Source organism: Streptomyces fuscigenes (assembly GCF_021556455.1).
Lineage (GTDB): Bacteria > Actinomycetota > Actinomycetes > Streptomycetales > Streptomycetaceae > Streptomyces > Streptomyces fuscigenes.
The window spans coordinates 1-23883 of the sequence record NZ_JAKGCV010000022.1; the positions used below are offsets into that span (position 1 = coordinate 1).

Below are 23883 nucleotides of genomic sequence, written 5' to 3' on the forward strand. Positions count from 1 at the left end.
CCGTGCGTGCGGGCGTCGGTGCGGGCCAGGTCGCGCGATCTGCGGGCGGGCCCGCGCCAGCCGCAGGAGCAGCGCGCGCTGCAGAAGGCGCCGCGTTCGACGGTCGAGGTGTCGTGGGGCGGGCCTCCGAGGGGGGACGCGCTCGTCGTGCCGGACGCGTTCGCCGCGGACGGCGGGTCCCCGCCACCGGGCCGGGTCGTCGGGCCGGCGGCGGTACGGAGTCGGGGAGGAGTGGACGGACCGGGCGGGCGGGGGCCCTCGGGCCCCGGGGGGTGGTCACGCACGTTTCCCACCGTACTCGCGGGCGTCAAGGCCGCGTACGCAGCCCGCGTAACGGCCGGCGGCGGCCCGTGGGCGGCGGCCGTCCGGGCCCTCGCGCCGGGGCGGCCCGGCCGCGCGATCGGCCGCAGAATACGGCCGCCGGCGTGACCGGTGGGTGCGCGCCGTCGTTATCGGGACGGTCAGAGGGCTTCAGGATCCGGACGGTCAGGGGGCTTCAGGCAAACGGCGGTCGGGCGCTGGGGGTTGGCAGGCGATGGTGGAGCGGCAGCGGGACCGCGGGCACGCGCGGCACGACGGGCACGGGCGGGGCAGGGTGCTCAGCGCGGTCGCGCTGGCGGGAGTGGCCGGCTTCGTCGCCACGACCTGCGGCTGCGCGGGTACGGGGGGCGCGGCGGCCGACGAGCGCGCCGCCGGGGACGGCACCGCGACGGTACGGGGCGCGGCGGGCGCCCTGATCGCCGCCGGCAGCGCCCGGGCGGCGACGTCCATGGAGATGGCGGCGGGCGGCACGCGCGTCACGATCCGCGGCAGGGGCGGGTACGACTTCCGGGGCCGGATGGGCAGCCTGACCGTGTCGCTGCCGAAGGACCCGGCGGGCTCGCCCGAGCACCGGCCGATCACCGAACTGCTCTCTCCCTCCCTGCTCTACATGAAGAACCGGGGCGCGGGCGTGCCGACCGACAAGTGGGTCCGGATCGACTCCACGGCGCTCCAGGACGGCAACCTCGTCACCGGCGGCGCGACAGACCCCCTCACGGCGGCGGAGTTGCTCCGCACGGCCGAGAAGGTCACCTACAGCGGTACGGAGACCCTCGCCGGGACGACGGTGCGGCACTACCGGGGCGTCGCGGACCTGGGCACGGCGCGGCGCGGTGCGCCCGGGTACGCACGGGGCGCGCTCGACGCGGCCGCGAAGGGGAAGGGGTTCGCCACGACGGCGGTCCCCTTCGACGCGTACCTGGACGACGAGGGACGGCTGCGCAAGGTCAGGCAGCGCTTCAGCTACCTCAACCAGGGCAGCACGGTCACCGTCGCGTCGACCACGCTCCTGTACGACTTCGGCACGCCGGTGGCCGTGAAGCTGCCGCCGAAGGACGACATCTACGCGGGGCGCATCAAGGAGTGAGGCGGGCGCGCGGGCAGCGTCGGAGGCCCCGAGGGGCCGTGCAGACATGCGATCGGTTCGTACGCACGGGCGGACGGGACGCGAGCCCGCCGGGCGGCTCACCGGGGCCTTCGCGCAGCGGAGGGACACGTCGCAGGGGCGTCGCCGCGCGGCCGTCCGGCCCGGCTCTGATCGGCATCGTGCCTGGTCGGGAGGGTGCGGGCGGGGATCGAGGCGGCGAGCTTGCGCGGTGCGGGGGGCGGGCCGGCGGTCCGGTGGGGCTCCCCGGGGCGGCGGGCGGCGCCGGGCCGGTCGCGAAGAAGGGGCGCTAAATGGTCCGGAAGTGCCATGCGCGGCGCGTACCCCTCTCCTTACGCTAGGAAGCCGACACCGACCGAGAGAGGTGATGCACGTGGCTCCGTTGCGTTCGCCGATCGTTCAGGACCACGTGGCCCTCGCCGAGATCGAGTTGTGCGGAGAGTTGATGATCGCGGCGTCCGCCGCGGACGGGGACCGGCTGAGTCCCGACCGTATCGACGAGGTGCTGAGGGCGGCCGACCGGTCCGCCCGGGCGCGCCAGCACGCGCGCTTTTGGGAGTGAGCCGGCGCGCGGGCCGGTGACGGCCCGCGCAGCCGAGCGCACCGCCCCCGCCCCCGCCCCCGCCTCGGCCGGCTGCCGCTGTACACGTCTGCCGCCGTACACGTCTGCCGCCGTACACGTCTGCCGCCGTACGCGGCCGGCGCCGGCAGCCGTGGTCCCGCCTCATCCGGCTGCCGCCGTACGCGGCTGCCGTCCGCCGTGCGGGGTCGGATATCTCACGTCGTGATCCCCGCCGCAGCGCCGCGCGCCTCCTTCCGGGGCCCGCGCGGGCCGGTCAGGTGCGCAGCAGGCGGGCGATCGCCTGGGTGGCCTCCTCGACCTTCTCGTCGATCTCGGAGCCGCCCTTCACGGCCGCGTCGGCGACGCAGTGCCGCAGGTGCTCCTCCAGCAGCTGGAGGGCGAAGGACTGCAGGGCCTTCGTCGAGGCGGAGACCTGCGTGAGTATGTCGATGCAGTAGACGTCCTCGTCGACGAGCCGCTGCAGGCCCCTGATCTGGCCTTCGATCCTGCGCAGCCGCTTGAGGTGCTCGTCCTTGCGCTTGTGGTAGCCGTAGACGCGGTGCCCGGCGCCCGGGTCCCCGCCCGGTGCCGCGGAGGGCCCCTCGCCGGTCGCGTCGGCCGTGCCGGCCGCGTCTGTGGTCGTCATGGCGTCCTCCGGGGTGGTGAGCCGTCGCGGCCCTGAACGGCCCGCACCTGTCCGTTTGGAAGGGGTATGAAGAGGCTTATACCCCCTGCGGGTATATGATACCTCTACGGGGAACTTGGGCCAGGGGGGCCGTGAGGGCGGCAGCGCCGGATGAGCGACACTGGGACGCCGCTCATCTAGCATCGGCCTGACCGAATTCCATGTAACCCGAGGACCCCAGGTGCGTTTTCGTCTGACCCCCAGGGAGACGAGCTTCTACGACATGTTCGCCGCTTCGGCGGACAACATCGTCACGGGCTCCAAGCTCCTGATGGAACTCCTCGGTGCGGATTCCTCCGCGAAAGCCGAGATCGCAGAACGGATGAGGGCCGCGGAGCACGCGGGTGACGACGCGACCCACGCGATCTTCCACCAGCTGAACTCCTCTTTCATCACGCCATTCGACCGCGAGGACATCTACACCCTGGCGTCGTCGCTCGACGACATCATGGACTTCATGGAAGAGGCCGTCGACCTGGTCGTCCTCTACAACATCGAGGAATTGCCGCGCGGCGTCGAGCAGCAGATCGAGGTGCTCAGCCGGGCCGCCGACCTGACCGCCGAGGCCATGCCGCACCTGCGGACGATGAACAACCTCACCGAGTACTGGATCGAGATCAACCGCCTGGAGAACCAGGCGGACCAGATCCACCGCAAGCTGCTGGCCCACCTCTTCAACGGCAAGTACGACGCGATGGAGGTGCTCAAGCTCAAGCAGATCGTGGACGTGCTCGAGGAGGCAGCCGACGCGTTCGAACACGTCGCGAACACGGTGGAGACCATCGCGGTCAAGGAGTCCTGACCTCCGTGGACACCCTCTCGCTGATCGTCACCATCGGTGTCGCGCTCGGCTTCACGTACACCAACGGCTTCCACGACTCGGCGAACGCGATCGCCACGTCCGTCTCCACCCGGGCGCTCACGCCGCGCGCGGCCCTCGCGATGGCGGCGGTCATGAACCTCGCCGGCGCGTTCCTCGGCCAGGGCGTCGCGGAGACGGTCAGCAAGGGCCTGATCGAGACACCGCACGGCAACCAGGGCATGGCCATCCTCTTCGCCGCGCTCGCGGGTGCCGTCGTGTGGAACGTCGTGACCTGGCGGCTCGGGCTGCCGTCCTCCTCCTCGCACGCCCTGTTCGGCGGCCTGGTGGGAGCGGCGCTCGCGGGCGGCAGCGAGGTCATCTGGTCCGGGGTGATCGAGAAGGTCGTCATCCCGATGTTCCTGTCCCCCGTGGTGGGGCTGATCGTCGGCTACCTGATCATGCTGGCGATCCTGTGGTTGTTCCGCCGGTCCAACCCGCACAAGACGAAGCGCGGCTTCCGGATCGCGCAGACCGTGTCGGCGGCGGGCATGGCCCTCGGACACGGCCTGCAGGATGCGCAGAAGACGATGGGCGTCGTGGTCCTGGCGCTGGTGATCGCCGGCGACGAGAGCTCGACGTCCGACATCCCGGTGTGGGTGAAGATCGTCTGCGCGCTGATGCTGTCGCTCGGCACGTACGCGGGCGGCTGGCGGATCATGCGGACGCTCGGCCGGAAGATCATCGAGCTGGACCCGCCGCAGGGCTTCGCCGCCGAGACCACGGGCGCGTCGATCCTGTACGTGACCTCGTACATCTTCCAGGCGCCGGTCTCCACGACCCACGTGATCACCTCGGCGATCATGGGCGTGGGGGCGACGAAGCGGGTCAACGCCGTGCGCTGGGGCGTCGGCCGCAACATCGTGATCGGCTGGTTCATCACGATGCCGGCGGCGGGCCTGGTGGCCGCGCTGGTGTACTGGATCATCAAGGCGATCTTCGGCTGACGCCGTCCGGGACGGCCGACGCCGTCCGGCAGCAGGCCGTGGAGCCGGGGCACCCGGTACGGCAGGCACACCCCGTAGGGCAGGCGCACCCCGTACGGCAGGCACACCCCGTACGGCAGGCACGCGTCGCGGGATCCGGGCAGGCCGGGATCGTGCGATGCGGCAACCGGGACGGGGAGAATCGTTTCTGCCGACGTTTCCGCCGATCGTTTCCGGCGGTGCGGGCGCCGGTGCGGGAGCCTCGGACGCGACTCGCACGGATCGCCGGCCCCGGCGCCTCGGCGGCCCCGGGGCGCAGCGCGGGCCGGGCGCGCCACCGGACCGCCGCGGCGGTCCCCGTCGCCATCGAGCCCCCCGCGTCGGGAACGCAAAAGGCCCGCCCTCCGAAGAGGGCGGGCCTTCGTCTTGCGGTGGCACCGCCATGCAGCACCGCAGGACGGCTCTGGTGGGCCCAGGGCCTCCTGGTCGGCTCCCGCGCGGGCCGGGATCCCGGGCGCCGGTGCCCGAAGGCAGGCACCCCCCGGCCGCGGCTGCCCGCCGCGGGCCCCGGGCGCCGGGGCTCCGTCGCGGGGGCCCCGGCCGGGCAGGCCTAGCCGAAGCGGCCGGAGATGTAGTCCTCCGTGGCCTGGACGGACGGGTTGGAGAAGATCCGCTCCGTCTCGTCTATCTCGATGAGCTTGCCGGGCTTGCCGACGGCCGCCAGGTTGAAGAAGGCGGTGCGGTCCGAGACACGGGCGGCCTGCTGCATGTTGTGCGTGACGATGACGATCGTGAAGCGCTCCTTGAGCTCCCCGATGAGGTCCTCGATCGCGAGCGTCGAGATCGGGTCGAGCGCCGAGCACGGCTCGTCCATCAGCAGCACGTCGGGCTCGACCGCGATCGCGCGGGCGATGCACAGGCGCTGCTGCTGGCCGCCGGAGAGGCCGGCGCCGGGCTTGTTCAGCCGGTCCTTGACCTCGTTCCAGAGGTTCGCCCCGGTCAGGGACTTCTCGACGATCGCGTCGAGCTCGGACTTGCGGCGCCGGCCGTTGAGCCGGAGGCCCGCGGCGACGTTGTCGTAGATCGACATCGTCGGGAACGGGTTGGGGCGCTGGAAGACCATGCCGACCGTGCGGCGCACGGAGACCGGGTCGACGCCCGAGCCGTAGAGGTTCTCGTCGTCGAGGAGGACCTTGCCCTCGACACGCCCGCCGGGTGTGACCTCGTGCATGCGGTTCAGGGTCCGCAGGAAGGTGGACTTGCCGCAGCCGGACGGGCCGATGAAGGCCGTCACCGTGCGGGGTTCCACGGTCATGGAGATGTCGTCGATGGCGCGGAAGCCGCCGTAGAAGGCGCTCAGTCCGCTGACGTCGATGCGCTTGGCCATGGGTACTGCTCTCATTCCGGGTTTCGGGTGGCCGCGTCAGCGACCGGACGTCTTCGGGGCCTTCCAGCGGGCGATGCCGCGGGCGATCAGGTTCAGGATCATGACGAGGATGATCAGCACGAGGGCCGCGGCCCAGGCGCGGTCGTACGCCGCCGGGTTGCCCAGGTTGTACTGCTCGTAGATGTAGAACGGCAGTGACGACTGGGGGCCCTCGAACGGGTCGTTGTTGATCACCTGGCTGCCGAAGACGAGCAGCAGGACCGGCGCGGTCTCACCCGCGATGCGGGCGATGGCGAGCACGACACCGGTGATGATCCCGCCGATGGACGTCGGGACGACGATGCTGACGATGGTGCGCCACTTGGGCACGCCCAGCGCGTAGGAGGCCTCGCGCAGCTCGTTGGGGACGAGCTTGAGCATCTCCTCCGTGGAGCGGACGATGATCGGCATCATCAGGATCGTCAGGGCGAGCGCCCCGGCGAAGCCGGAGAAGCCGAAGCCCAGGATCAGGATCCAGAACGAGAGGATGAACAGGCCGGCGACGATCGACGGGATGCCCGTCATGACGTCGACGAAGAACGTGATCGCCTTGGCCAGCGCGCCCTTGCCGTACTCGACGAGGTAGATCGCGGTGAACACGCCGATCGGCACGGCGATGACGGTGGCGATGCCGACCTGCTCCAGCGTGCCGATGATCGCGTGGTAGACACCGCCGCCGGGCTGGGTGCCGAGCACGCCGCTCATCGAGTGGCCGAGGAAGTTGCCGTCGAGGACCTTCACGCCCTTGGCGATGGTCGTCTCGATCAGCGAGTACAGCGGGATGATCGCGAGGATGAAGCAGGCGTAGACGAGGCTGGTGGCGACCCGGTCCTTCGCCTGCCGGGGACCGTCCGCGACGCGGGTGACGACGTAGTTGCCCGCGACGAAGAGGATCAGGGCGATGAGGCCCCACTGGACGTGGCTGTCGAGGCCTGCGCCGGCGCCGATCCCGATGCCCACGACCACCGCGCCCGCGGCGATCGCGAGGGGGGTCCACTTCGGCAGGCGGTTGCGTGCGATGGCGGAGCCGCGGTGGCGGGCGCCGAGGTCGCTTGCGGTGTGGCTCATGCGCTGGCCCCCGAGTACTCCTTGCGGCGGGCGATGATCAGTCGGGCGGCGCCGTTGACGATCAGCGTGATGACGAAGAGCACGAGGCCGCCGGCGATCAGCGCGTCCCGGCCGAAGTCCGTGGCCTCGCCGAAGTGCGCGGCGATGTTCTGCGCGAACGTGCCGCCCTGCGGGTCGAGCAGGTGCAGCGACAGCACCGACGAGGACGAGAGGACCGTCGCGACGGCCATGGTCTCGCCGAGCGCGCGGCCGAGGCCGAGCATCGAGGCGCTGATGATGCCGGAGCGCGCGAACGGCAGCACGGAGAGGCGGATGACCTCCCAGCGGGTCGCGCCGAGGGCGAGCGCCGCTTCCTCGTGCATGCGCGGCACCTGGCGGAAGACCTCGCGGCTGACGTTGGTGATGATCGGGATGATCATGATCGCGAGCAGGATCGACACGGTGAACAGCGAGCGCGCGGCCGAGCCGGGCGCGGACTGGTCGAAGATGTAGGTCCAGCCGAAGTACTTGTCCAGCCAGAGGTCGAGGCCGTTCATGTGGGGCACGAGGAAGAGCGCGCCCCACAGGCCGTAGACGATGCTGGGCACGGCGGCGAGCAGGTCGACGAGGTACGCGAGCGGCGAGGCGACCCGGCGGTGCGCGTAGTGCGTGATGAACAGCGCGATGCCGATCGAGACCGGCACGGCGATGGCCATGGCGATGATCGAGCTGACGATCGTGCCGAAGGCGAGGACCGCGATGCCGAACACCGGCGGGGTGACGCCGGTGTTCCACTCGAAGGTGGTCAGGAAGTTGCCGTGGTCCTGGGAGATCGCGTTGACCGCGCGGTACGTCAGGAAGCCCGCGATGGCGGCCATGACGACGAGCAGCAGGATTCCGGATCCCCCGGAGAAGGCGAGGAAGAGCCGGTCGCCGACGCGCAGGACGGGGCGCTGCTGCACGCCCTGGTCGAGGTCGGCGGGTGGCTGGGGCGGGCTCGGAGGCGGCGCTTCGGCCGTCTGCGTGGTGTCCATGGTTGATGTCTCCGGTCTGGGTGGGGGAGGGGTGCTCCCCCGGCGGCGGTGCACCGGATGTACGCAGGTCCCGCGGGCCGGGGCCACGCGGGACCTGCCGTACACGAATCAGGGGTCAGCCGGTGGGACGGACGACCCGGGTGGGGATCGGGGTCAGGACAGCGAACCGATGGCGGTGCGGACCTGGCCGGCGATCGCGTCGGGCAGCGGGGCGTAGCCCTGGGCCGTGAGCTTCTGCTGGGCGTCGGCGCTCGCCATGTAGTTCAGGAAGGACTTCGTGGCGTCGAGCGTCGCGGCCTTGTTGCCCTTGTCGCAGACGATCTCGCTGGTCACCAGGGTGATCGGCCAGGCGCCGTCGGCCTTGGTGGTGTAGTTGAGCGAGAGGGCGAGGTCGCCGCCCGTGCCCACGACCTTGGCGTCGGCGATGGCCTTCGAGGCGGCCTCGGAGCTGACCTTGACCGGGGCGGAGGCGCCGGTGTTCAGCTGGACCGTCGGGAGCTGGCCGGAGGTCGCGTACGACAGCTCGGCGTAGCCGATCGAGCCGGCGGTCTGCTTGACCTGCGAGGCGACGTTGGCGGAACCCTGGGCGGACTGGCCGCCCTTGGCCTGCCAGGCCTTGCCGCCCGAGTAGGGCCAGTCGCTCTTCGCGGCGGCGATCAGGTACTTGGTGAAGTTGTCCGTCGTGCCGGACTCGTCGGAGCGGTGGAAGGGCTGGATCGCCGTGGCGGGCAGCTTGGCGCCCGGGTTCAGCTTGGCGATGGCCGGGTCGTTCCACTTGGTGATCTTCGAGTTGAAGATCTTCGCGGTGGTGGAGGCGTCCAGCGTCAGGTTGTCGACACCGGGGACGTTGTAGACGAGCGCGATCGGGCCGCCGACCATCGGCAGGTCGATGCCCTGGCCGCCGGAGCAGACCTTCTTGGAGGAGGCGATCTCCTCGGGCTTGAGCGGCGAGTCGGAGCCGGCGAAGGCCGTCTGGCCCTGCACGAACTGCTGCACGCCGGCGCCCGAGCCGATGCCCTTGTAGTTGATCTGGATGTTCTTGCAGGCCGCCGTAAAGTCCTTGACCCACTGGTCCATGGCGTTCTGCTGCGCGGTGGAGCCGGAGGCCAGCAGGTTGCCGGAGCCCTTGCCGCAGTCGATCGAGCCGGCCGCCGCGGCGGGGCTCGAACCACCGGCGGAGCTGGCGCTCGCGCTGCTGCTGCCGCTGCCACTGCTGTTGTCGTCCGAGCCGCACGCCGTGAGCACCAGGGCGCTGGACACGGCGAGGGCGCCGAGCGCGGTGGCACGCAGCCCGTTCTTGCGCAGAAGCTTCACTTCGGGTGTTTCCTTCCAGGAGCCGCCTGCGGCTGAGGTGTGCGAGGGCGGCGTGCGTCGGATGAGCCGGTGAGGCGTGAGTCCGTCACCGTGTAAGCCCGAAATTAGGCAGATGAGGTGAAGCGGTCGGCGGGGGGAAGTGAACGGCGGGTGAACCGTGAGGGACGGCCTGGTTCGGCTCTGGCGACTAGCGCCCGAAGGTGTCGATTCAGGTGTGGTCGAGGTGTCGATTCAGGCGCTGTTTCGCGCGGATTGGACCGGATCTCTTCCGGGTTGCGCGCCGCGGGGCGTATCGGGGGCGTGGAAGCCGCCCGGCCCGGCGGCGCCGGAGCGACGGCACCGGGTCGGGGCGCCCACAGGGCGGTGACCGGCGGCCCCGGGCGGCGGGCGGCAACCTCCAGGACCACGTCCTGTCCGGCGTCGTCTACCGGTCCGCCCGGCCCGTGCCCCCGTCGCACAACAACCACGGCGAGGCCGAGGGGCTGATCCGCGGCGACCCGCGCGATCCCGCGTGCGCGGGCCCCGACCTGCAGCTCCAGCTCCTGGACATCCCGCTGGGCCCCCGCCCGGCGGACGGCCCGGGACCCGGCGAGGGATACACGATCCTCGTCGGGCTGATGGCGCCGTACAGCCGCGGCACGGTACGGCTCGACGGCCCCGACCCGTCGACGCCCCCGCTGATCGACCCGCGCTACTACGCCGACCACCACGACGTGGACCTCATGGTCACCGGCCTGCGCGCGGCCCGCGCGGTGGGCGAGGCGCCCGCGCTCGGACTGTGGCGCGGCGAGGAGGCGCTCCCGGGACCCGAAACCGCCGACGACGAGCGGCTCGGCGCGTACCTCCGCCAGGACCCGCACACCTACGGGCACTACGCGGGAACCTGCGCGCTCGGCACCGACACGGACGCGGGCGCCGTCGTCGACACGGAGCTGCGGGTGCGGGGCGTGGACGGCCTGCGGGTCGCGGACGCCTCGGTCATGCCGACGGTCGTGTCGGCGAGCACGGGCGCGACCGTCTTCGCGCTCGGTGAGCGCGCGGCGGACCTGCTGCGCCGGGACACGAGCCCCGCGCACGACGGCTGAGGCCCCACCGGAGTCCGGACGGAAGCCCAGCACGACGGCTGAGGCCCCACCGGAGTCCGGACGGAAGCCCAGCCCGACGGCTGAGACCCCCACCGGAGTCCGGACGGAAGCCCAGCGCGACGGCTGAGACCCCCACCGGAGCCGGGACGGACGCGGTCCTCGTGGGCCGGCCCCCCATGGAGGGGCCGGGGCACTCCCTAGCAGCAGCCGTCGCCCTGGGCGCCCGGCAGGGTGCGCCGGTTGCGCGCCTCCTTGTTGCGGGCGGCCAGCCGGTCGTCCGGCGGGTAGCCGACCTCCTCAAGCGTCAGGCCGTGCGGCCGTACGACGTGCACCGCCGAGTCCCGGACGCCCGCCGCCAGCACCTTCGCCGGCCACTCCGGGCCCCGGTGCCCGTCGCCGACGAACAGCAGCGCCCCCACCAGCGAGCGGACCATGTTGTGGCAGAAGGCGTCGGCCCGGACCGTCGCCGTGACGATCCCGTCGTCGCCGCGCAGCCAGTCGAGGCGCTGGAGCGTGCGGATGGTCGTCGCGCCCTCACGGCGCTTGCAGTACGCGGCGAAGTCGTGTTCGCCGACGAGCCGGGCGGACGCCTCGTTCATCGCGTCGACGTCCAGCGACCAGTCGTGCCAGAGCACGTGCCCGCGCAGCAGCGGGTCCACCCCGCCGGGGTGGTCGGTGACCCGGTAGGCATAGCGCCGCCACACGGCCGAGAAGCGCGCGTCGAAGCCCGCCGGGGCGCGCGCGGCACGCCACACCCGTACGTCGTGCGGCAGCCGCCCCGCGAGCCGCCGCAGCAGCTTGTCCTCGTGCGCCGCCCACACCTCGCCGGGCAGGTCGACGTGCGCGACCTGCCCGCGCGCGTGGACCCCCGCGTCCGTGCGTCCCGCGACGGTCAGCTCGAAACCCCGGGGCGAGCGCGTGACCGTGCGCAGCGCGTCCTCGATCTCCCCCTGCACCGTGCGGCGCGCGGTCTGCTTCGCCCAGCCGGAGAAGCCCGCACCGTCGTACGACAGATCGAGCCGCACCCGCACGGTGCCGGGCGCGGGTCCCTCGCGCCCGGCACCGTCCACCCCCGCCTCCGGCCCCCGTCCCGTCTCCGCTCCGGCCGCCGCGTCGGGCGCACCCGCCGGGGCCGCCGCCGGCCCCGTGACGCCACTGTCCTCACCGCTCGTACTCACCACCCCTCCATCCTTCCAGGCCCGCCGGGCCGCCCCGGAGGGGGAGCGGTAGCGTCGGCGGCAGCACGACTCCCCCGCACGCACCGGACTCCCTGAGAGGGACGGCGACTCCATGGCGACCACCATCCGCAAGGCCGTGATCCCGGCGGCGGGACTCGGATCCCGGCTGCTGCCGCTGACCAAGGCGATCCCCAAGGAGATGCTGCCGGTCGGCGACAAGCCGGTGATCGAGCACACGGTGCGCGAGCTGGTGGCGTCGGGGATCACCGACATCACGATCGTCGTCTCGGGCGGCAAGAGCCTCATCCAGGACCACTTCCGCCCGAACCCCGCCCTCGTCGCGCAGCTGCGGGCGGACGGCAAGACGGCGTACGCGGACGCCGTGGAGGAGGTCGGCGAGCTGTCCCGGCTCGGCCACATCACGTACCTCGACCAGCACGGCCCCTACGGCAACGGCACCCCGGTCCTCAACGCGGCCCGCAACTTCGGCGACGAGCCGATGCTCGTCCTGTGGCCGGACGACGTGTTCGTGGCGGAGGTCCCGCGGGCGCAGCAGCTCATCCGCGCGTACGAGGCGACCAGCTGCCCGGTCCTCGCGCTGCTGCCGATGCGGCCCGCCGAGTCGGGGCGCTACGGCGTCCCCCTGGTCAAGGAGGACCTGGGCGAGGGGCAGCTGCGCATCACGGGCCTGGTGGAGAAGCCGGCGCCGCAGGACGCGCCGTCCGCGTTCGCCGCGATCGGCGGGTACGTGATCACGCCGGGCATCGTCGACGAGCTGCGCGAGCAGACGAAGCGCTGGTACGAGCACCGCGAGGGCGAGATCTACCTGACGGACGCGATCAACGCGTACGCGGCCAGCCGGGCGGTCTACGGCCAGGTCATCCAGGGCAGCTGGTACGACACCGGCAACCCGGCCGACTACCTGGTCGCGCAGTTCGCGTCGGCGCTGTCCCACCCGGATTACGGCCCGCTGCTGCGCCGCCTCACCCGCGAACTGGACGGCGGCGCGGACGCCTGACCCCCCGCCCGCCTTCGCCCTCGCGGGGACGGCCGGCCCTCTCGCCCTCCCCGCCCGGGCGGGACGCCGGACCGCCGTGCCCGGCCCCGCCCACGCGAAAGGCCCGCACCCCTTCCCCCCGAACCAGGTCGGGGGGAGCGGATGCGGGCCTCGCGGAACCCTCGGCGCGTCCGGCCGCGAGGACCGGGCCGCGCCGTGGACGACTCGACTACTTCGACTCGTCCGTGCCCTCGGGCTTGGCGTCCTCGACCGGAGCCGCGTCCTCGGCCGTCTCGGCCTTCGGTGCGGACTCCTGCTTCTGGGCGTCCTCCTTGACCGCGCGCTTCGTCGCGGCCTCGGCCTCACCGGTGGCCTGCTGGGCCACGGTCAGGGCCTCCACCAGCTCGATGACCGCCATGGGCGCGTTGTCGCCCCGACGGTTGCCGATCTTGGTGATGCGGGTGTAGCCACCCGGACGGTTCTCGTACCGCGGGCCGATCTCGGTGAAGAGCGTGTGGACGATGCTCTTGTCCGTGATCGTGCGCAGCACCAGGCGACGGTTGTGGATGTCGCCCTTCTTCGCCTTGGTGATCAGGCGCTCGGCGACCGGACGCAGGCGGCGGGCCTTCGCCTCGGTCGTCTTGATGCGGCCGTGCTCGAACAGCGACTTCGCGAGGTTCGCGAGGAGCAGCTTCTCGTGCGCGGCGCTGCCGCCCAGACGGGCACCCTTGGTGGGCCTCGGCATGGTCGTTCTCCTTCATGTCTGCACCGGCCGTGTCAGGTACCGGTGTCAGGTCCGGCGAGCGGTCGCCCGCCGGAGGCTTGTCGCGAGCACGGCGGTGCCGCGCGGCCGGACGGGCCGCGCGGCACCCCACGCACTCAGTACTGCTCGGTCTCCACGAAGCCGGCGTCCGCGTCGTCGTCGGCGCCGAAGGCGTCGGCGGCGGCGGTCGGGTCGAATCCGGGCGGGCTGTCCTTGAGCGCCAGGCCCATACCGGCCAGCTTCGCCTTGACCTCGTCGATCGACTTCGCGCCGAAGTTGCGGATGTCGAGGAGGTCCGCCTCGGAGCGGGCCACGAGCTCGCCCACCGAGTGGATGCCCTCGCGCTTGAGGCAGTTGTAGGAGCGGACCGTGAGCTCCAGCTCCTCGATCGGCAGCGCCAGGTCGGCGGCGAGCGCCGCGTCCGTCGGCGACGGGCCCATGTCGATGCCCTCGGCGTCGATGTTGAGCTCGCGCGCCAGGCCGAACAGCTCGACCAGCGTCTTGCCCGCGGACGCCATGGCGTCGCGGGGGCGCATGGCCTGCTTGGTCTCGACGTCGACGATCAGCTTGTCGAAGTCGGTGCGCTGCTCGACTCGGGTCGCCTCGACCTTGTAGGTGACCTTGAGCACGGGCGAGTAGATGGAGTCGACCGGGATGCGGCCGATCTCCTGGCCCACCTGCTTGTTCTGGACGGCGGAGACGTAGCCGCGACCGCGCTCGACGGTCAGCTCCATCTCCAGCTTGCCCTTGGCGTTCAGCGTGGCGAGCACCAGGTCGGGGTTGTGCACCTCGACGCCGGCCGGCGGCGCGATGTCCGCGGCGGTGACCAGGCCGGGGCCCTGCTTGCGCAGGTACATCACGACCGGCTCGTCGTGCTCCGAGGAGACGACGAGCTGCTTGATGTTGAGGATGAGGTCGGTCACGTCCTCCTTGACGCCCGGCACGGTGGTGAACTCGTGCAGGACCCCGTCGATCCGGATGCTGGTGACGGCGGCACCGGGGATCGACGAGAGGAGGGTGCGACGGAGGGAGTTTCCGAGCGTGTAGCCGAAGCCGGGCTCCAGCGGCTCGATGACGAACCGGGAGCGGTACTCGTCGACTACCTCTTCGGTCAGCGACGGACGCTGAGCGATCAGCATGGGTTACGTCCTTCTGTTGGGGGCGCCCGCTATTTGACGCCCTTCAGTACTACAAGGGTACGGGCGACCCGGCGCGAACGGATCCGCGTCGTGCCGCCCGTACCCCGAGCAGGTGCTGGAGTCTGCCTCAGACGCGGCGGCGCTTGGGCGGACGGCAACCGTTGTGCGGGGTCGGCGTCACGTCCTGGATCGAGCCGACCTCCAGGCCGGTGGCCTGGAGCGAGCGGATCGCGGTCTCACGGCCGGAGCCGGGACCCTTGACGAAGACGTCCACCTTGCGCATGCCGTGCTCCTGCGCGCGGCGGGCGGCCGACTCGGCGGCCATCTGCGCGGCGAAGGGGGTCGACTTGCGCGAGCCCTTGAAGCCGACGTGGCCGGCGGAGGCCCAGGAGATCACGTTGCCCGAGGGGTCCGTGATCGAGACGATCGTGTTGTTGAACGTGCTCTTGATGTGCGCGTGGCCGTGAGCGACGTTCTTCTTTTCCTTGCGGCGCACCTTCTTGGCAGCGCCCTGACGTCCCTTAGGGGGCATGTCGGGTGTCTCCTACGGAGAGGGAGGTGGTCGGTCCTACAGCGAAGACCGCTGGTGAAGCGTGGTGTCCTGCTGCGGACTACTTCTTGCCGGGCTTCTTCTTGCCGGCGATCGCGCGACGCGGGCCCTTGCGGGTACGCGCGTTGGTGCTCGTGCGCTGACCGTGCACGGGCAGGCCGCGACGGTGACGCAGACCCTGGTAGCAGCCGATCTCGACCTTGCGGCGGATGTCGGCGGCGATCTCGCGACGGAGGTCACCCTCAGTCTTGAGGTTCGCGTCCACGTACTCGCGGATCTTCACGAGGTCTTCCTCGGGAAGGTCGCGGACGCGGGTGTCGGGGTTCACACCGGTGGCGGCGAGCGTCTCCTGCGACCGGGTGCGCCCGATGCCGAAGACGTAGGTGAGGGCGACCTCGACGCGCTTCTCGCGCGGAAGGTCAACGCCTGCGAGGCGTGCCATTCATGGCTCCTGATGGATTCGGAGGTCTGCCGCAGCGCCGCTCCCGGATGGCGTCCGGGTCCCCGGCCTCCACCGGGGGTGTCAGCGGCCCCTGTCGTACGGGGCGCGCCGTGCGCTGCGTCGTTACTTTGTGCTGCTCGCGTCGCGCGAAGAGATACGAGAAGTGCGTACGGGGACGGCCCGCGTCAGCCCTGGCGCTGCTTGTGGCGCAGGTTGTCGCAGATGACCATGACCCGGCCGTTACGGCGGATCACCTTGCACTTGTCGCAGATCTTCTTGACGCTCGGCTTGACCTTCATGGGATTGAGGTTCTCCGGGTCAGTGCGGGAGCCCCGCGACGGGGCACCGCAAGATCTACTTGTATCGGTAGACGATCCGACCGCGCGTGAGGTCGTACGGGGAGAGTTCCACGACGACCCGGTCATCCGGGAGGATACGGATGTAGTGCATCCGCATCTTGCCGCTGATGTGCGCGAGGACTTTGTGACCGTTCTGGAGCTCCACCTTGAACATGGCGTTCGGGAGGGACTCGATCACGGTGCCCTCGATTTCGATGGCACCTTGCTTCTTGGCCACGCTTCGCCCTTCGAATCGGCTACCTTGATCGATTCCGGCCACCGTGCGAGGACACACGGGTGCACCAGAGCCGACGCGTCAGTCTACGGCAGCACCCTCGAAAAGACGAATCCGTCAAGTTTGCCCAGTGGAGAAGATCCCTAAGCAACCTGGGTGCCCACGCTTGGCCCCGCCGGGCGCATCCGCCCGCGCGGCGCGCCCCCTCGCGAGGGCCTCCGGCACCCGGCCCGCCCGGGCGTCCCGGGAACGTCCCGAAGACGGAAGGCGCGGACCGCGGGGCCGCCCTGCGCGCGGATCAGCCCGCCAGCGGGTCCGGCGCCGCCGTGACGCCCAGCTCGGCCAGCTTCGCCCGGCCGCCGTCGACGGCCGTGAGGACCAGCGGGCCCTCCTCGGTCAGCGCGATGGAGTGCTCCCAGTGCGAGGACCACGTGTGGTCCAGCGTGACCACGGTCCACTCGTCCGGCATGACCTCCGTGTGCGGGGTGCCCAGCGAGACCATCGGCTCGATGGCCAGGCAGAAGCCGGGGATCAGCCTGGGCCCCTTGCCGCGCTTGCGGGAGACGTAGTTCAGCAGGTGGGGGTCCATGTGCATGGCCGTGCCGATGCCGTGGCCGCCGTAGTCCTCGATGATCCCGTACTTCCCGCCGCCGGGCCTCGGCTGCCGGCGGATGTACGTCTCGATCGCGCGGGACACGTCGATGAGGCGGTTGCCGCTCCGCATGGCGGCGATGCCGGCCCACATCGACTCCTCGGTCACCCGGGAGAGCTCGACGAGCTCCGGGGAGTGCCCGGTGCCGACGAACGCCGTGTACGCGGCGTCGCCGTGCCAGCCGTCCACGATGGCGCCCGCGTCGACGGAGATGATGTCGCCGTCCTTGAGGACCGTCTTGTCGTCGGGGATGCCGTGGACGACGACGTCGTTGACCGACGTGCAGATCGTCGCGGGGAACCCGCCGTACCCGAGGAAGTTCGGCTTCGCGCCGTGCTCCGCGAGCACCTTGCGCGCCACCTCGTCGAGGTCCTTCGTGGTCGCGCCGGGCACGGCGGCCTCCGCCGTGGCCGCGTGGATCGCGGCGACGACCAGCCCCGCCTCACGCATCTTCGCGATCTGCTCCGGGGTCTTGATCTCCACCATGTCCGTTCCTGCGCCTTCCCACCGGGTTCGTGTCCGTGTCTGCGTACCTCTTGCACACGGTACGGCTTCCAAACGGTACGGCCGTGGTGCCCGTAGGACACCACGGCCGCCCTGCGTACCGGGTCCCCGGGACGTGCCCGGGGGTGCTGCTCGCGCCGTGCGCCTAGGCAGCCGCGCCGCGCTTGAGCGCCGCCATCGCCCGCTCGGTCACCTCGGTGACCTCGCCGAGCGCGGAGATGGTGACCACCAGGCCCTGGGCCCGGTAGTGGTCGATGATCGGCTCGGTCTGCGTGTGGTAGACCTCCAGCCGGCGCCGGACCGTCTCCTCGCTGTCGTCCGCGCGCTGGTACAGCTCGCCGCCGCAGACGTCGCAGACGCCCTCGGTCTTCGGCGGGTTGTACGTGACGTGGAAGACGTGCGCGCTGTCGTTGCGGCAGATGCGCCGGCCGGCGATCCGCTTGACGACCTCGTCCTCGGGGACCTCCAGGTCCAGCACCGCGTCCAGCGCGACGCCGTCGCCCTTCAGGGCCGCGTCCAGCGCCTCGGCCTGGGCCACGTTGCGCGGGAAGCCGTCCAGCAGGAACCCGTTCACCGCGTCGGGCTCCGCCATGCGCTCGCGGGCCATCCCGATGGTCACCTCGTCGGGCACGAGCTCGCCGGCGTCGATGAACTCCTTCGCGCGCTTGCCGAGCGGGGTGCCCTGGCTGATGTTCGCGCGGAACAGGTCGCCGGTCGAGATGTGCGGGATCGACAGGTTCTTGGCAAGGTACGCGGCCTGCGTCCCTTTGCCCGCACCGGGAGGCCCGACGAGGACGATTCGCATCAGCGGAGGAACCCTTCGTAGTTGCGCTGCTGGAGCTGGCTCTCGATCTGCTTCACGGTCTCCAGACCCACACCCACGATGATCAGGATGCTCGTGCCACCGATCGAGTTGCCCGCACCGCCATAGCTCGCCAACGCCACTGTCGGCGCGAGTGCGATCAGCCCCAGGTACAGCGAACCGGGCCACGTGATCCTGTTGAGCACGTAGCTCAGGTACTCGGCCGTAGGCCGACCAGCACGAATACCTGGGATGAAGCCACCATACTTCTTCATATTGTCGGCCACTTCCTCGGGGTTGAACGAGATCGCCACGTAGAAGAAGGCGAAGAACACGATCAACAGGAAGTAGGCCGTCACGTAGTACGGGTGGTCACCCTTGACGAAGTTGTCCTGGATCCAGTTCTTCCAGCCCGACGTGGAGCTGGAGAACTGGGCGATCAGGGCGGGGATGTACAGCAGCGACGAGGCGAAGATGACCGGGATCACACCGGCCTGGTTCACCTTGAGGGGAATGTACGTCGACGTTCCCCCGTACGAGCGGCGCCCGATCATCCGCTTCGCGTACTGCACCGGGATGCGGCGTTGCGCCTGCTCGACGAAGACGACCAGGCCGACCATCACGAAGCCGATGAGGATGACGCCGCCGAAGTTGATCCAGCCGCCGGCGAGCGAGCCGCTCTCCTTGATGGACCACAGCGTGCCGGGGAAGCCCGACGCGATGGAGACGAACATCAGGATCGACATGCCGTTGCCGATGCCGCGGTCGGTGATGAGCTCGCCGAGCCACATGACCATCGCGGTGCCCGAGGTCATCGTGATGACCATCGTGATCGTCATGAACAGGGAATGGTCGGGGACGATGTCCGACGCCACCGGGCAGCCCTGGAAGAGGGCGCCGCTGCGGGCGGTCGCGACGAGGCCGGTGCCCTGGAGGATCGCCAGCGCGACCGTCAGGTACCGGGTGTACTGAGTGATCTTGGTCTGCCCGGACTGGCCCTCCTTCTTGAGGGCTTCCAGCCGGGGGATCACGACGGTCAGCAGCTGGAGGATGATGCTCGCGGTGATGTACGGCATGATGCCGAGCGCGAACAGGGTGATCTGGAGCAGCGCCCCGCCGCTGAACATGTTCACCAGGCCGAACAGACTGCTGTTGCCCTTCTGGGCAGCGCTGACGCACGTCTGCACGTTCTCGTAGCTCACCCCGGGGATCGGGATGTGCGCGCCGAGCCGGTACAGCACGATGATGCCCAGCGTGAAGAGCAGCTTCTTGCGCAGGTCGGGCGTCCTGAACGCCCGGGCGAACGCGGTGAGCACGGTGCCTCCTGCGACCCCCGCGCCAGTGCAGCAGAGGTGACGGTCTCGAGGATCGACGGATTCGGTGCCGGGACCACCCCTCAGTGCGGTCGGGGGACCCGGTGGATGGAGCAACAATCCACGCCACCATACCGGCGGCAGTGGCTCCGGCGGAACGACCAACCGGGGATACCCCTTTCACAGAGGCATCCCCGGTCGGATGTTTCAGGTCTTCGAGCCCGCCGAAACGGACTCGAAGGGCGCCGGACGCGCTGACGCGGACCCGGCGGGAATCACCGCGTTCGCTCAGGCGGACTCGGTGACCGTACCGCCGGCGGCGGTGATCTTCTCCTTGGCGGAGCCGGAGGCGGCGTCAACCGTCACCGTCAGCGCCACGGAGATCTCGCCCTGGCCAAGAACCTTGACCGGGCTGTTCTTGCGCACCGCACCCTTGGCGATCAGGTCGTCAACGGTGACCTCGCCACCCTCCGGGTAGAGGGAGGAGAGCTTGTCCAGGTTGACGACCTGGTACTCGGTGCGGAACGGGTTCTTGAAGCCCCGCAGCTTCGGGAGACGCATGTGGAGGGGCATCTGCCCGCCCTCGAAGTTCTCCGGAACCTGGTAGCGGGCCTTCGTGCCCTTGGTGCCACGACCAGCGGTCTTGCCCTTGGACGCCTCGCCACGACCCACGCGGGTCTTGGCGGTCTTGGCGCCCGGGGCAGGACGGAGGTTGTGGACCTTCAGCGGCTTCTGCTCCGCCATGTCAGTCGACCTCCTCAACCGTCACGAGGTGGCGGACGGCTCGCACCATGCCGCGGAACTCGGGACGGTCCTCCTTGACGACCACGTCGTGCAGGCGCTTGAGCCCGAGCGAACGCAGCGTCTCGCGGTGGTTCTGCTTGCTGCCGATGTACGACTTCGTCTGCGTGATCTTGAGGCGAGCCATTACGCACCCGCTCCCGCACGCGCACGCAGCAGGGCCGCGGGGGCGACGTCCTCGAGGGGCAGACCACGGCGGGCCGCGATCTCCTCGGGGCGCTGGAGACCCTGCAGGGCCGCCACCGTCGCGTGCACGATGTTGATCGCGTTGTCGGAGCCGAGCGACTTCGACAGGATGTCGTGGACGCCCGCGCACTCCAGAACGGCGCGCACCGGGCCACCGGCGATAACACCCGTACCGGGGGAAGCAGGCTTCAGCAGGACGACGCCCGCGGCCTTCTCGCCCTGGATCGGGTGGGGGATGGTGCCCTGGATACGGGGGACCTTGAAGAAGTGCTTCTTGGCCTCCTCAACACCCTTGGCGATGGCGGCCGGCACCTCCTTGGCCTTGCCGTAGCCGACACCGACGGTGCCGTCACCGTCGCCCACCACGACCAGCGCGGTGAAGCTGAAGCGACGACCACCCTTCACAACCTTGGCGACACGGTTGATCGCGACGACGCGCTCAACGTATGCGGTCTTCTCGGCGGCGGAGGCGCCACCGTCACGGCCCTTCCGGTCCCGCCGCTCGCCGCCACCGGCACCGCTGCCGCGGCGCTGGGGTCCAGCCATTGGAATTACCTCTCTCTGTTACGTCCGCTGTGCGTGGGAACCGGTCTCAGAACTTCAGTCCGGCTTCGCGGGCGGCGTCAGCCAGAGCGGCAATCCGCCCGGCGTACTTGTTGCCACCACGGTCGAACACGACGGCCTCGATGCCGGCGGCCTTGGCGCGCTCCGCGACCAGGGATCCGACCTTCTTCGCCAGCTCGCTCTTGTCACCGTCCGTGCCGCGGATGGAGGTGTCGAGGGTCGACGCCGACGCGAGCGTGTGGCCCGCGATGTCGTCGACGACCTGCGCCACCATGTGGCGGTTCGAACGCGTCACGACGAGGCGGGGACGCTCCGGCGTACCCGAGATCCTCTTGCGGACGCGGATGTGACGGCGCTTGATGGCAGCGGCCTTGTACGCGTTGCCCTTGGCGATCTTCACACCGTATGCCATGGCTTACTTACCAGCCTTTCCGACCTTGCGGCGGATGACCTCGCCCGCGTACCTGACACCCTTGGCCTTGTACGGGTCGGGCTTCCGCAGCTTGCGGATGTTGGCAGCGACTTCGCCGACCTTCTGCTTGTCGATGCCCTCGACCGAGAACTTCGTGGGCGACTCAACCTTGAAGCTGATGCCCTCGGGCGCCTCGATCGTGATCGGGTGGCTGTAGCCCAGGGCGAACTCCAGGTTGGAGCCCTTCGCCTGGACGCGGTAACCGACACCGCTGATCTCGAGCGCCTTGGTGTACCCCTGGGTCACGCCGGTGATCATGTTCGCCACCAGCGTGCGGGACAGGCCGTGCAGCGACCTATTCTGACGCTCGTCGTTGGGACGCGTGACGCTGATGACGTCGTCGTCCTTGGTGACCTCGATCGGCGACGCCACGGTGTGCGCGAGGGAGCCCTTGGGGCCCTTCACGGAGACCGTACGGCCGTCGATGGTGACGTCCACACCGGCGGGAACCTGGATGGGGAGCTTGCCGATACGCGACATGAGCTTTCTCCTTCCGTTCCCGACTACCAGACGTAGGCGAGGACTTCCCCACCCACGCCCTTCTTGCTTGCCTGCTGGCCGGTCAGGAGACCGTGGGACGTGGAGATGATCGCCACGCCCAGGCCGCCGAGGACCTTCGGCAGGTTGGTGGACTTCGCGTACACGCGGAGACCCGGCTTGGAGATGCGCCGGATGCCGGCGATCGAACGCTCGCGGTTCGGGCCGAACTTCAGCTCCAGGACGAGGTTCTTGCCGACCTCGGCGTCCTCGGTCTTCCAGCCGGTGATGAAACCCTCCTGCTGGAGGATCTCGGCGATGTGCGACTTGATCTTGCTGTGCGGCATCACGACGGAGTCGTGGTATGCCGAGTTCGCGTTCCGCAGACGCGTGAGCATGTCTGCGATGGGATCAGTCATGGTCATGAATTGGCCTTCGGCCTCTCTCGCCGGGGTTTCCTGTATGCGTCGTCCCTCTCCCCGAACCGAGACGGGGCAGGTGTGACGCGGGGACCTACGGCGTAGTAAGCAGCACGTGCGGGCGATGCCCGCTGATGTCGGGCGGCAGACGCCCAACCCCACCAGCCTAAGCCATGCGGGGTGGGGCTTCTGCCAACCAGTTGCTTACCGAGAGACTCCGGGAGTCCTTTGAAGGACTACCAGGAGCTCTTGGTAACGCCCGGCAGCTCGCCGCGGTGCGCCATCTCACGGAGGCACACACGGCACAGGCCGAACTTGCGGTACACGGAGTGGGGCCGGCCACAGCGCTGGCAGCGCGTGTACGCGCGCACACCGAACTTCGGCTTGCGGGCGGCCTTAGCGATCAGAGCCTTCTTCGCCACGTCGGTCACATCTCCTTGAACGGGAAGCCGAGGTGACGCAGCAGGGCACGACCCTCGTCGTCATTGGTCGCCGTGGTGACCACGGTGATGTCCATGCCCCGGACCCGGTCGATCCTGTCCTGGTCGATCTCGTGGAACATGACCTGCTCCGTGAGACCGAAGGTGTAGTTGCCACGTCCGTCGAACTGCTTCGGGGACAGGCCGCGGAAGTCACGGATACGCGGAAGCGCGAGCGACAGCGTACGGTCCAGGAACTCCCACATCCGGTCGCCGCGAAGCGTGACGTGGCAGCCGATCGGCTGGCCCTCGCGCAGCTTGAACTGCGCGATGGACTTGCGGGCCTTGGTGACGGCGGGCTTCTGGCCGGTGATCGCGGTGAGGTCCCGGATCGCACCGTCCATCAGCTTCGAGTCGCGGGCGGCGTCGCCCACACCCATGTTGACCACGATCTTGACGAGACCCGGGGTCTGCATGACGTTCTCGTACTTGAACTCGTCACGCAGCTTGCCCGCGATCTCCTCGCGGTAGCGCGTCTTCAGACGCGGCGCAGTGGTGGTAGCCATCAGATGTCCTCACCGGTCCGCTTGGCAACGCGGATCTTGTTGCCTTCGTCGTCGAAGCGGTAACCGACGCGGGTCACGACCTTCTTGCCGTCCTTCTCCACGACCAGCTGGACGTTGGAGACGTGGATCGGCGCCTCGGTGGTGATGATGCCGCCGGTCTGCGAACCGCGAGCGGTCTGGCCGGTCTTGGTGTGCTTCTTGACCCGGTTGACACCCTCGACGAGGACGCGGTCGCGCGTGGGGTAGGCCACGATGACCTTGCCCTGCTTGCCCTTGTCCTTACCGGTGATGACCTGGACCAGGTCGCCCTTCTTGATCTTCATACCTACAGCACCTCCGGCGCGAGCGAGATGATCTTCATGAACTTCTTCTCGCGCAGCTCACGACCCACCGGGCCGAAGATACGGGTGCCGCGGGGGTCGCCGTCGTTCTTCAGAATGACGGCGGCGTTCTCGTCGAAGCGGATGTACGAGCCATCCTGGCGACGACGCTCCTTGACGGTGCGAACGATGACGGCCTTGACGACGTCACCCTTCTTCACGTTGCCACCGGGGATCGCGTCCTTGACGGTGGCGACGATGACGTCACCGATGCCCGCGTAGCGGCGACCGGAGCCACCGAGAACACGGATGGTGAGGATTTCCTTCGCACCCGTGTTGTCGGCGACACGAAGTCGCGACTCCTGCTGGATCACGTCTATCT

At 70.0% G+C, this 23883-nt stretch carries 32 protein-coding genes; 6 read left to right on the forward strand and 26 right to left on the reverse strand.

The genetic code is table 11. The features are described 5' to 3' along the window. On the reverse strand, positions 1–284 hold a 284-nt coding region (locus L1885_RS04570; RefSeq protein ID WP_235795695.1), incomplete at its 3' end, for a hypothetical protein. A gap of 251 nt (positions 285–535) precedes the next feature. Between L1885_RS04570 and L1885_RS04575 the strand changes: the two genes are divergently transcribed. Together L1885_RS04575 and L1885_RS04580 are read left to right on the forward strand one after the other, a co-directional pair. Beyond that, positions 536–1408, forward strand: a complete 873-nt coding sequence (locus L1885_RS04575; RefSeq protein WP_235795664.1) for an SCO4651 family lipoprotein — start codon at positions 536–538, stop codon at positions 1406–1408. Between the two features lie 385 nt (positions 1409–1793). After that, entirely contained in the window at positions 1794–1988 is a 195-nt protein-coding gene (locus L1885_RS04580; RefSeq protein ID WP_235795665.1) for a hypothetical protein, read from the forward strand. Positions 1989–2262: 274 nt separating this feature from the next. Here the strand turns inward: L1885_RS04580 and L1885_RS04585 are convergent, their stop codons facing one another. Then, positions 2263–2634 carry a metal-sensitive transcriptional regulator gene (locus tag L1885_RS04585; protein ID WP_235795666.1) on the reverse strand — a complete coding sequence of 124 codons (372 nt, stop codon included), beginning with the start codon at positions 2632–2634 and terminating at the stop codon, positions 2263–2265. A gap of 220 nt (positions 2635–2854) precedes the next feature. On the opposite strand from L1885_RS04585, the gene L1885_RS04590 reads away from it, so the two are divergent. Both L1885_RS04590 and L1885_RS04595 read left to right on the forward strand, forming a co-directional pair. Continuing rightward, positions 2855–3475 carry a DUF47 domain-containing protein gene (locus tag L1885_RS04590; RefSeq protein ID WP_235795667.1) on the forward strand — a complete coding sequence of 207 codons (621 nt, stop codon included), beginning with the start codon at positions 2855–2857 and terminating at the stop codon, positions 3473–3475. A 5-nt stretch (positions 3476–3480) separates the two neighbouring features. After that, positions 3481–4479: an inorganic phosphate transporter gene (locus L1885_RS04595; RefSeq protein WP_235795668.1), complete on the forward strand. Its 999-nt coding sequence runs from the start codon at positions 3481–3483 to the stop codon at positions 4477–4479. Positions 4480–5068: 589 nt separating this feature from the next. Here L1885_RS04595 and pstB read toward each other — a convergent pair. From pstB to pstS, 4 genes are all read right to left on the reverse strand, one after another. Further along, complete coding sequence (gene pstB, locus L1885_RS04600) at positions 5069–5845, reverse strand: phosphate ABC transporter ATP-binding protein PstB (RefSeq protein ID WP_235795669.1); 777 nt, start codon at positions 5843–5845, stop codon at positions 5069–5071. Between the two features lie 36 nt (positions 5846–5881). Beyond that, a complete protein-coding gene (gene pstA, locus L1885_RS04605; RefSeq protein ID WP_235795670.1) occupies positions 5882–6952 on the reverse strand; it encodes a phosphate ABC transporter permease PstA in 1071 nt (356 codons plus the stop codon). Next, complete coding sequence (gene pstC, locus L1885_RS04610) at positions 6949–7965, reverse strand: phosphate ABC transporter permease subunit PstC (protein WP_235795671.1); 1017 nt, start codon at positions 7963–7965, stop codon at positions 6949–6951. The genes pstA and pstC overlap by 4 nt, the downstream gene beginning before the upstream one ends. 153 nt (positions 7966–8118) lie before the next feature. Next, complete coding sequence (gene pstS, locus L1885_RS04615) at positions 8119–9279, reverse strand: phosphate ABC transporter substrate-binding protein PstS (RefSeq protein ID WP_235795672.1); 1161 nt, start codon at positions 9277–9279, stop codon at positions 8119–8121. A 443-nt stretch (positions 9280–9722) separates the two neighbouring features. Here pstS and L1885_RS04620 point away from each other — a divergent pair, with 443 nt between their 5' ends. Beyond that, complete coding sequence (locus tag L1885_RS04620) at positions 9723–10364, forward strand: GMC oxidoreductase (protein ID WP_235795673.1); 642 nt, start codon at positions 9723–9725, stop codon at positions 10362–10364. A 197-nt stretch (positions 10365–10561) separates the two neighbouring features. Here the strand turns inward: L1885_RS04620 and truA are convergent, their stop codons facing one another. Next, positions 10562–11434: a tRNA pseudouridine(38-40) synthase TruA gene (gene truA, locus L1885_RS04625; protein WP_235795693.1), complete on the reverse strand. Its 873-nt coding sequence runs from the start codon at positions 11432–11434 to the stop codon at positions 10562–10564. 220 nt (positions 11435–11654) lie between these two features. Here truA and L1885_RS04630 point away from each other — a divergent pair, with 220 nt between their 5' ends. Continuing rightward, the gene (locus tag L1885_RS04630; protein ID WP_235795674.1) at positions 11655–12560 is read left to right on the forward strand and encodes a UTP--glucose-1-phosphate uridylyltransferase; all 906 of its coding nucleotides are present in this window, start codon (positions 11655–11657) and stop codon (positions 12558–12560) included. A gap of 208 nt (positions 12561–12768) precedes the next feature. Here the strand turns inward: L1885_RS04630 and rplQ are convergent, their stop codons facing one another. The 19 genes from rplQ to rplN form a co-directional block, all read right to left on the reverse strand. Further along, positions 12769–13284, reverse strand: a complete 516-nt coding sequence (rplQ, locus tag L1885_RS04635; RefSeq protein WP_235795675.1) for a 50S ribosomal protein L17 — start codon at positions 13282–13284, stop codon at positions 12769–12771. A gap of 134 nt (positions 13285–13418) precedes the next feature. Next, positions 13419–14441: a DNA-directed RNA polymerase subunit alpha gene (locus L1885_RS04640; RefSeq protein WP_143940049.1), complete on the reverse strand. Its 1023-nt coding sequence runs from the start codon at positions 14439–14441 to the stop codon at positions 13419–13421. 127 nt (positions 14442–14568) lie between these two features. Next, complete coding sequence (gene rpsK, locus L1885_RS04645) at positions 14569–14973, reverse strand: 30S ribosomal protein S11 (RefSeq protein WP_003956432.1); 405 nt, start codon at positions 14971–14973, stop codon at positions 14569–14571. Between the two features lie 79 nt (positions 14974–15052). Then, a complete protein-coding gene (rpsM, locus tag L1885_RS04650; RefSeq protein ID WP_235795676.1) occupies positions 15053–15433 on the reverse strand; it encodes a 30S ribosomal protein S13 in 381 nt (126 codons plus the stop codon). Between the two features lie 185 nt (positions 15434–15618). Then, positions 15619–15732, reverse strand: coding sequence for a 50S ribosomal protein L36 (gene rpmJ / locus L1885_RS04655; protein WP_030903823.1), 114 nt, complete (start codon positions 15730–15732; stop codon positions 15619–15621). A gap of 55 nt (positions 15733–15787) precedes the next feature. Beyond that, positions 15788–16009: a translation initiation factor IF-1 gene (infA, locus tag L1885_RS04660; RefSeq protein WP_003956442.1), complete on the reverse strand. Its 222-nt coding sequence runs from the start codon at positions 16007–16009 to the stop codon at positions 15788–15790. A gap of 295 nt (positions 16010–16304) precedes the next feature. Further along, the gene (map, locus tag L1885_RS04665) at positions 16305–17144 is read right to left on the reverse strand and encodes a type I methionyl aminopeptidase (protein ID WP_235795677.1); all 840 of its coding nucleotides are present in this window, start codon (positions 17142–17144) and stop codon (positions 16305–16307) included. Between the two features lie 163 nt (positions 17145–17307). Next, complete coding sequence (locus L1885_RS04670; protein WP_235795678.1) at positions 17308–17967, reverse strand: adenylate kinase; 660 nt, start codon at positions 17965–17967, stop codon at positions 17308–17310. Further along, positions 17967–19280: a preprotein translocase subunit SecY gene (gene secY, locus L1885_RS04675; protein ID WP_235795679.1), complete on the reverse strand. Its 1314-nt coding sequence runs from the start codon at positions 19278–19280 to the stop codon at positions 17967–17969. The genes L1885_RS04670 and secY overlap by 1 nt, the downstream gene beginning before the upstream one ends. A 285-nt stretch (positions 19281–19565) precedes the next feature. After that, a complete protein-coding gene (gene rplO / locus L1885_RS04680) occupies positions 19566–20021 on the reverse strand; it encodes a 50S ribosomal protein L15 (RefSeq protein WP_235795680.1) in 456 nt (151 codons plus the stop codon). A gap of 1 nt (position 20022) precedes the next feature. After that, positions 20023–20205, reverse strand: coding sequence for a 50S ribosomal protein L30 (gene rpmD, locus L1885_RS04685; protein WP_235795681.1), 183 nt, complete (start codon positions 20203–20205; stop codon positions 20023–20025). Continuing rightward, the gene (gene rpsE, locus L1885_RS04690; protein WP_225013398.1) at positions 20205–20810 is read right to left on the reverse strand and encodes a 30S ribosomal protein S5; all 606 of its coding nucleotides are present in this window, start codon (positions 20808–20810) and stop codon (positions 20205–20207) included. The genes rpmD and rpsE overlap by 1 nt, the downstream gene beginning before the upstream one ends. A gap of 46 nt (positions 20811–20856) precedes the next feature. Then, the gene (gene rplR / locus L1885_RS04695) at positions 20857–21240 is read right to left on the reverse strand and encodes a 50S ribosomal protein L18 (RefSeq protein ID WP_235795682.1); all 384 of its coding nucleotides are present in this window, start codon (positions 21238–21240) and stop codon (positions 20857–20859) included. Between the two features lie 3 nt (positions 21241–21243). Continuing rightward, complete coding sequence (gene rplF / locus L1885_RS04700) at positions 21244–21780, reverse strand: 50S ribosomal protein L6 (RefSeq protein ID WP_235795683.1); 537 nt, start codon at positions 21778–21780, stop codon at positions 21244–21246. A gap of 23 nt (positions 21781–21803) precedes the next feature. After that, positions 21804–22202 carry a 30S ribosomal protein S8 gene (rpsH, locus tag L1885_RS04705; RefSeq protein WP_235795684.1) on the reverse strand — a complete coding sequence of 133 codons (399 nt, stop codon included), beginning with the start codon at positions 22200–22202 and terminating at the stop codon, positions 21804–21806. Positions 22203–22432: 230 nt separating this feature from the next. After that, positions 22433–22618, reverse strand: coding sequence for a type Z 30S ribosomal protein S14 (locus L1885_RS04710; protein WP_003956452.1), 186 nt, complete (start codon positions 22616–22618; stop codon positions 22433–22435). A gap of 5 nt (positions 22619–22623) precedes the next feature. After that, positions 22624–23181, reverse strand: coding sequence for a 50S ribosomal protein L5 (gene rplE / locus L1885_RS04715; RefSeq protein ID WP_209339858.1), 558 nt, complete (start codon positions 23179–23181; stop codon positions 22624–22626). Beyond that, entirely contained in the window at positions 23181–23504 is a 324-nt protein-coding gene (rplX, locus tag L1885_RS04720) for a 50S ribosomal protein L24 (protein ID WP_235795685.1), read from the reverse strand. The genes rplE and rplX overlap by 1 nt, the downstream gene beginning before the upstream one ends. Positions 23505–23506: 2 nt before the next feature. Beyond that, positions 23507–23875, reverse strand: a complete 369-nt coding sequence (gene rplN, locus L1885_RS04725) for a 50S ribosomal protein L14 (RefSeq protein WP_003966950.1) — start codon at positions 23873–23875, stop codon at positions 23507–23509. Positions 23876–23883: the final 8 nt, after the last annotated feature.

What these genes read in the sequence shown, in the direction of transcription:
- map (WP_235795677.1), bottom strand. Translation starts at nt 17,144, where the DNA reads ATGGTGGAGATCAAGACCCCGGAGCAGATCGCGAAGATGCGTGAGGCG.
- L1885_RS04640 (WP_143940049.1), bottom strand. Translation starts at nt 14,441, where the DNA reads ATGCTGATCGCTCAGCGTCCGTCGCTGACCGAAGAGGTAGTCGACGAG.
- rpsH (WP_235795684.1), bottom strand. Translation starts at nt 22,202, where the DNA reads ATGACCATGACTGATCCCATCGCAGACATGCTCACGCGTCTGCGGAAC.
- L1885_RS04585 (WP_235795666.1), bottom strand. Translation starts at nt 2,634, where the DNA reads ATGACGACCACAGACGCGGCCGGCACGGCCGACGCGACCGGCGAGGGG.
- rpsK (WP_003956432.1), bottom strand. Translation starts at nt 14,973, where the DNA reads ATGCCCCCTAAGGGACGTCAGGGCGCTGCCAAGAAGGTGCGCCGCAAG.
- rpsE (WP_225013398.1), bottom strand. Translation starts at nt 20,810, where the DNA reads ATGGCTGGACCCCAGCGCCGCGGCAGCGGTGCCGGTGGCGGCGAGCGG.
- L1885_RS04670 (WP_235795678.1), bottom strand. Translation starts at nt 17,967, where the DNA reads ATGCGAATCGTCCTCGTCGGGCCTCCCGGTGCGGGCAAAGGGACGCAG.
- pstC (WP_235795671.1), bottom strand. Translation starts at nt 7,965, where the DNA reads ATGGACACCACGCAGACGGCCGAAGCGCCGCCTCCGAGCCCGCCCCAG.
- rpmJ (WP_030903823.1), bottom strand. Translation starts at nt 15,732, where the DNA reads ATGAAGGTCAAGCCGAGCGTCAAGAAGATCTGCGACAAGTGCAAGGTG.
- L1885_RS04630 (WP_235795674.1), top strand. Translation starts at nt 11,655, where the DNA reads ATGGCGACCACCATCCGCAAGGCCGTGATCCCGGCGGCGGGACTCGGA.
- L1885_RS04580 (WP_235795665.1), top strand. Translation starts at nt 1,794, where the DNA reads ATGCACGTGGCTCCGTTGCGTTCGCCGATCGTTCAGGACCACGTGGCC.
- rplF (WP_235795683.1), bottom strand. Translation starts at nt 21,780, where the DNA reads ATGTCGCGTATCGGCAAGCTCCCCATCCAGGTTCCCGCCGGTGTGGAC.
- rplX (WP_235795685.1), bottom strand. Translation starts at nt 23,504, where the DNA reads ATGAAGATCAAGAAGGGCGACCTGGTCCAGGTCATCACCGGTAAGGAC.
- rpsM (WP_235795676.1), bottom strand. Translation starts at nt 15,433, where the DNA reads ATGGCACGCCTCGCAGGCGTTGACCTTCCGCGCGAGAAGCGCGTCGAG.
- pstB (WP_235795669.1), bottom strand. Translation starts at nt 5,845, where the DNA reads ATGGCCAAGCGCATCGACGTCAGCGGACTGAGCGCCTTCTACGGCGGC.
- rplR (WP_235795682.1), bottom strand. Translation starts at nt 21,240, where the DNA reads ATGGCATACGGTGTGAAGATCGCCAAGGGCAACGCGTACAAGGCCGCT.
- rplQ (WP_235795675.1), bottom strand. Translation starts at nt 13,284, where the DNA reads ATGCCGAGGCCCACCAAGGGTGCCCGTCTGGGCGGCAGCGCCGCGCAC.
- rpmD (WP_235795681.1), bottom strand. Translation starts at nt 20,205, where the DNA reads ATGGCTCGCCTCAAGATCACGCAGACGAAGTCGTACATCGGCAGCAAG.
- rplE (WP_209339858.1), bottom strand. Translation starts at nt 23,181, where the DNA reads ATGGCTACCACCACTGCGCCGCGTCTGAAGACGCGCTACCGCGAGGAG.
- L1885_RS04575 (WP_235795664.1), top strand. Translation starts at nt 536, where the DNA reads ATGGTGGAGCGGCAGCGGGACCGCGGGCACGCGCGGCACGACGGGCAC.
- pstA (WP_235795670.1), bottom strand. Translation starts at nt 6,952, where the DNA reads ATGAGCCACACCGCAAGCGACCTCGGCGCCCGCCACCGCGGCTCCGCC.
- rplO (WP_235795680.1), bottom strand. Translation starts at nt 20,021, where the DNA reads ATGGCGGAGCAGAAGCCGCTGAAGGTCCACAACCTCCGTCCTGCCCCG.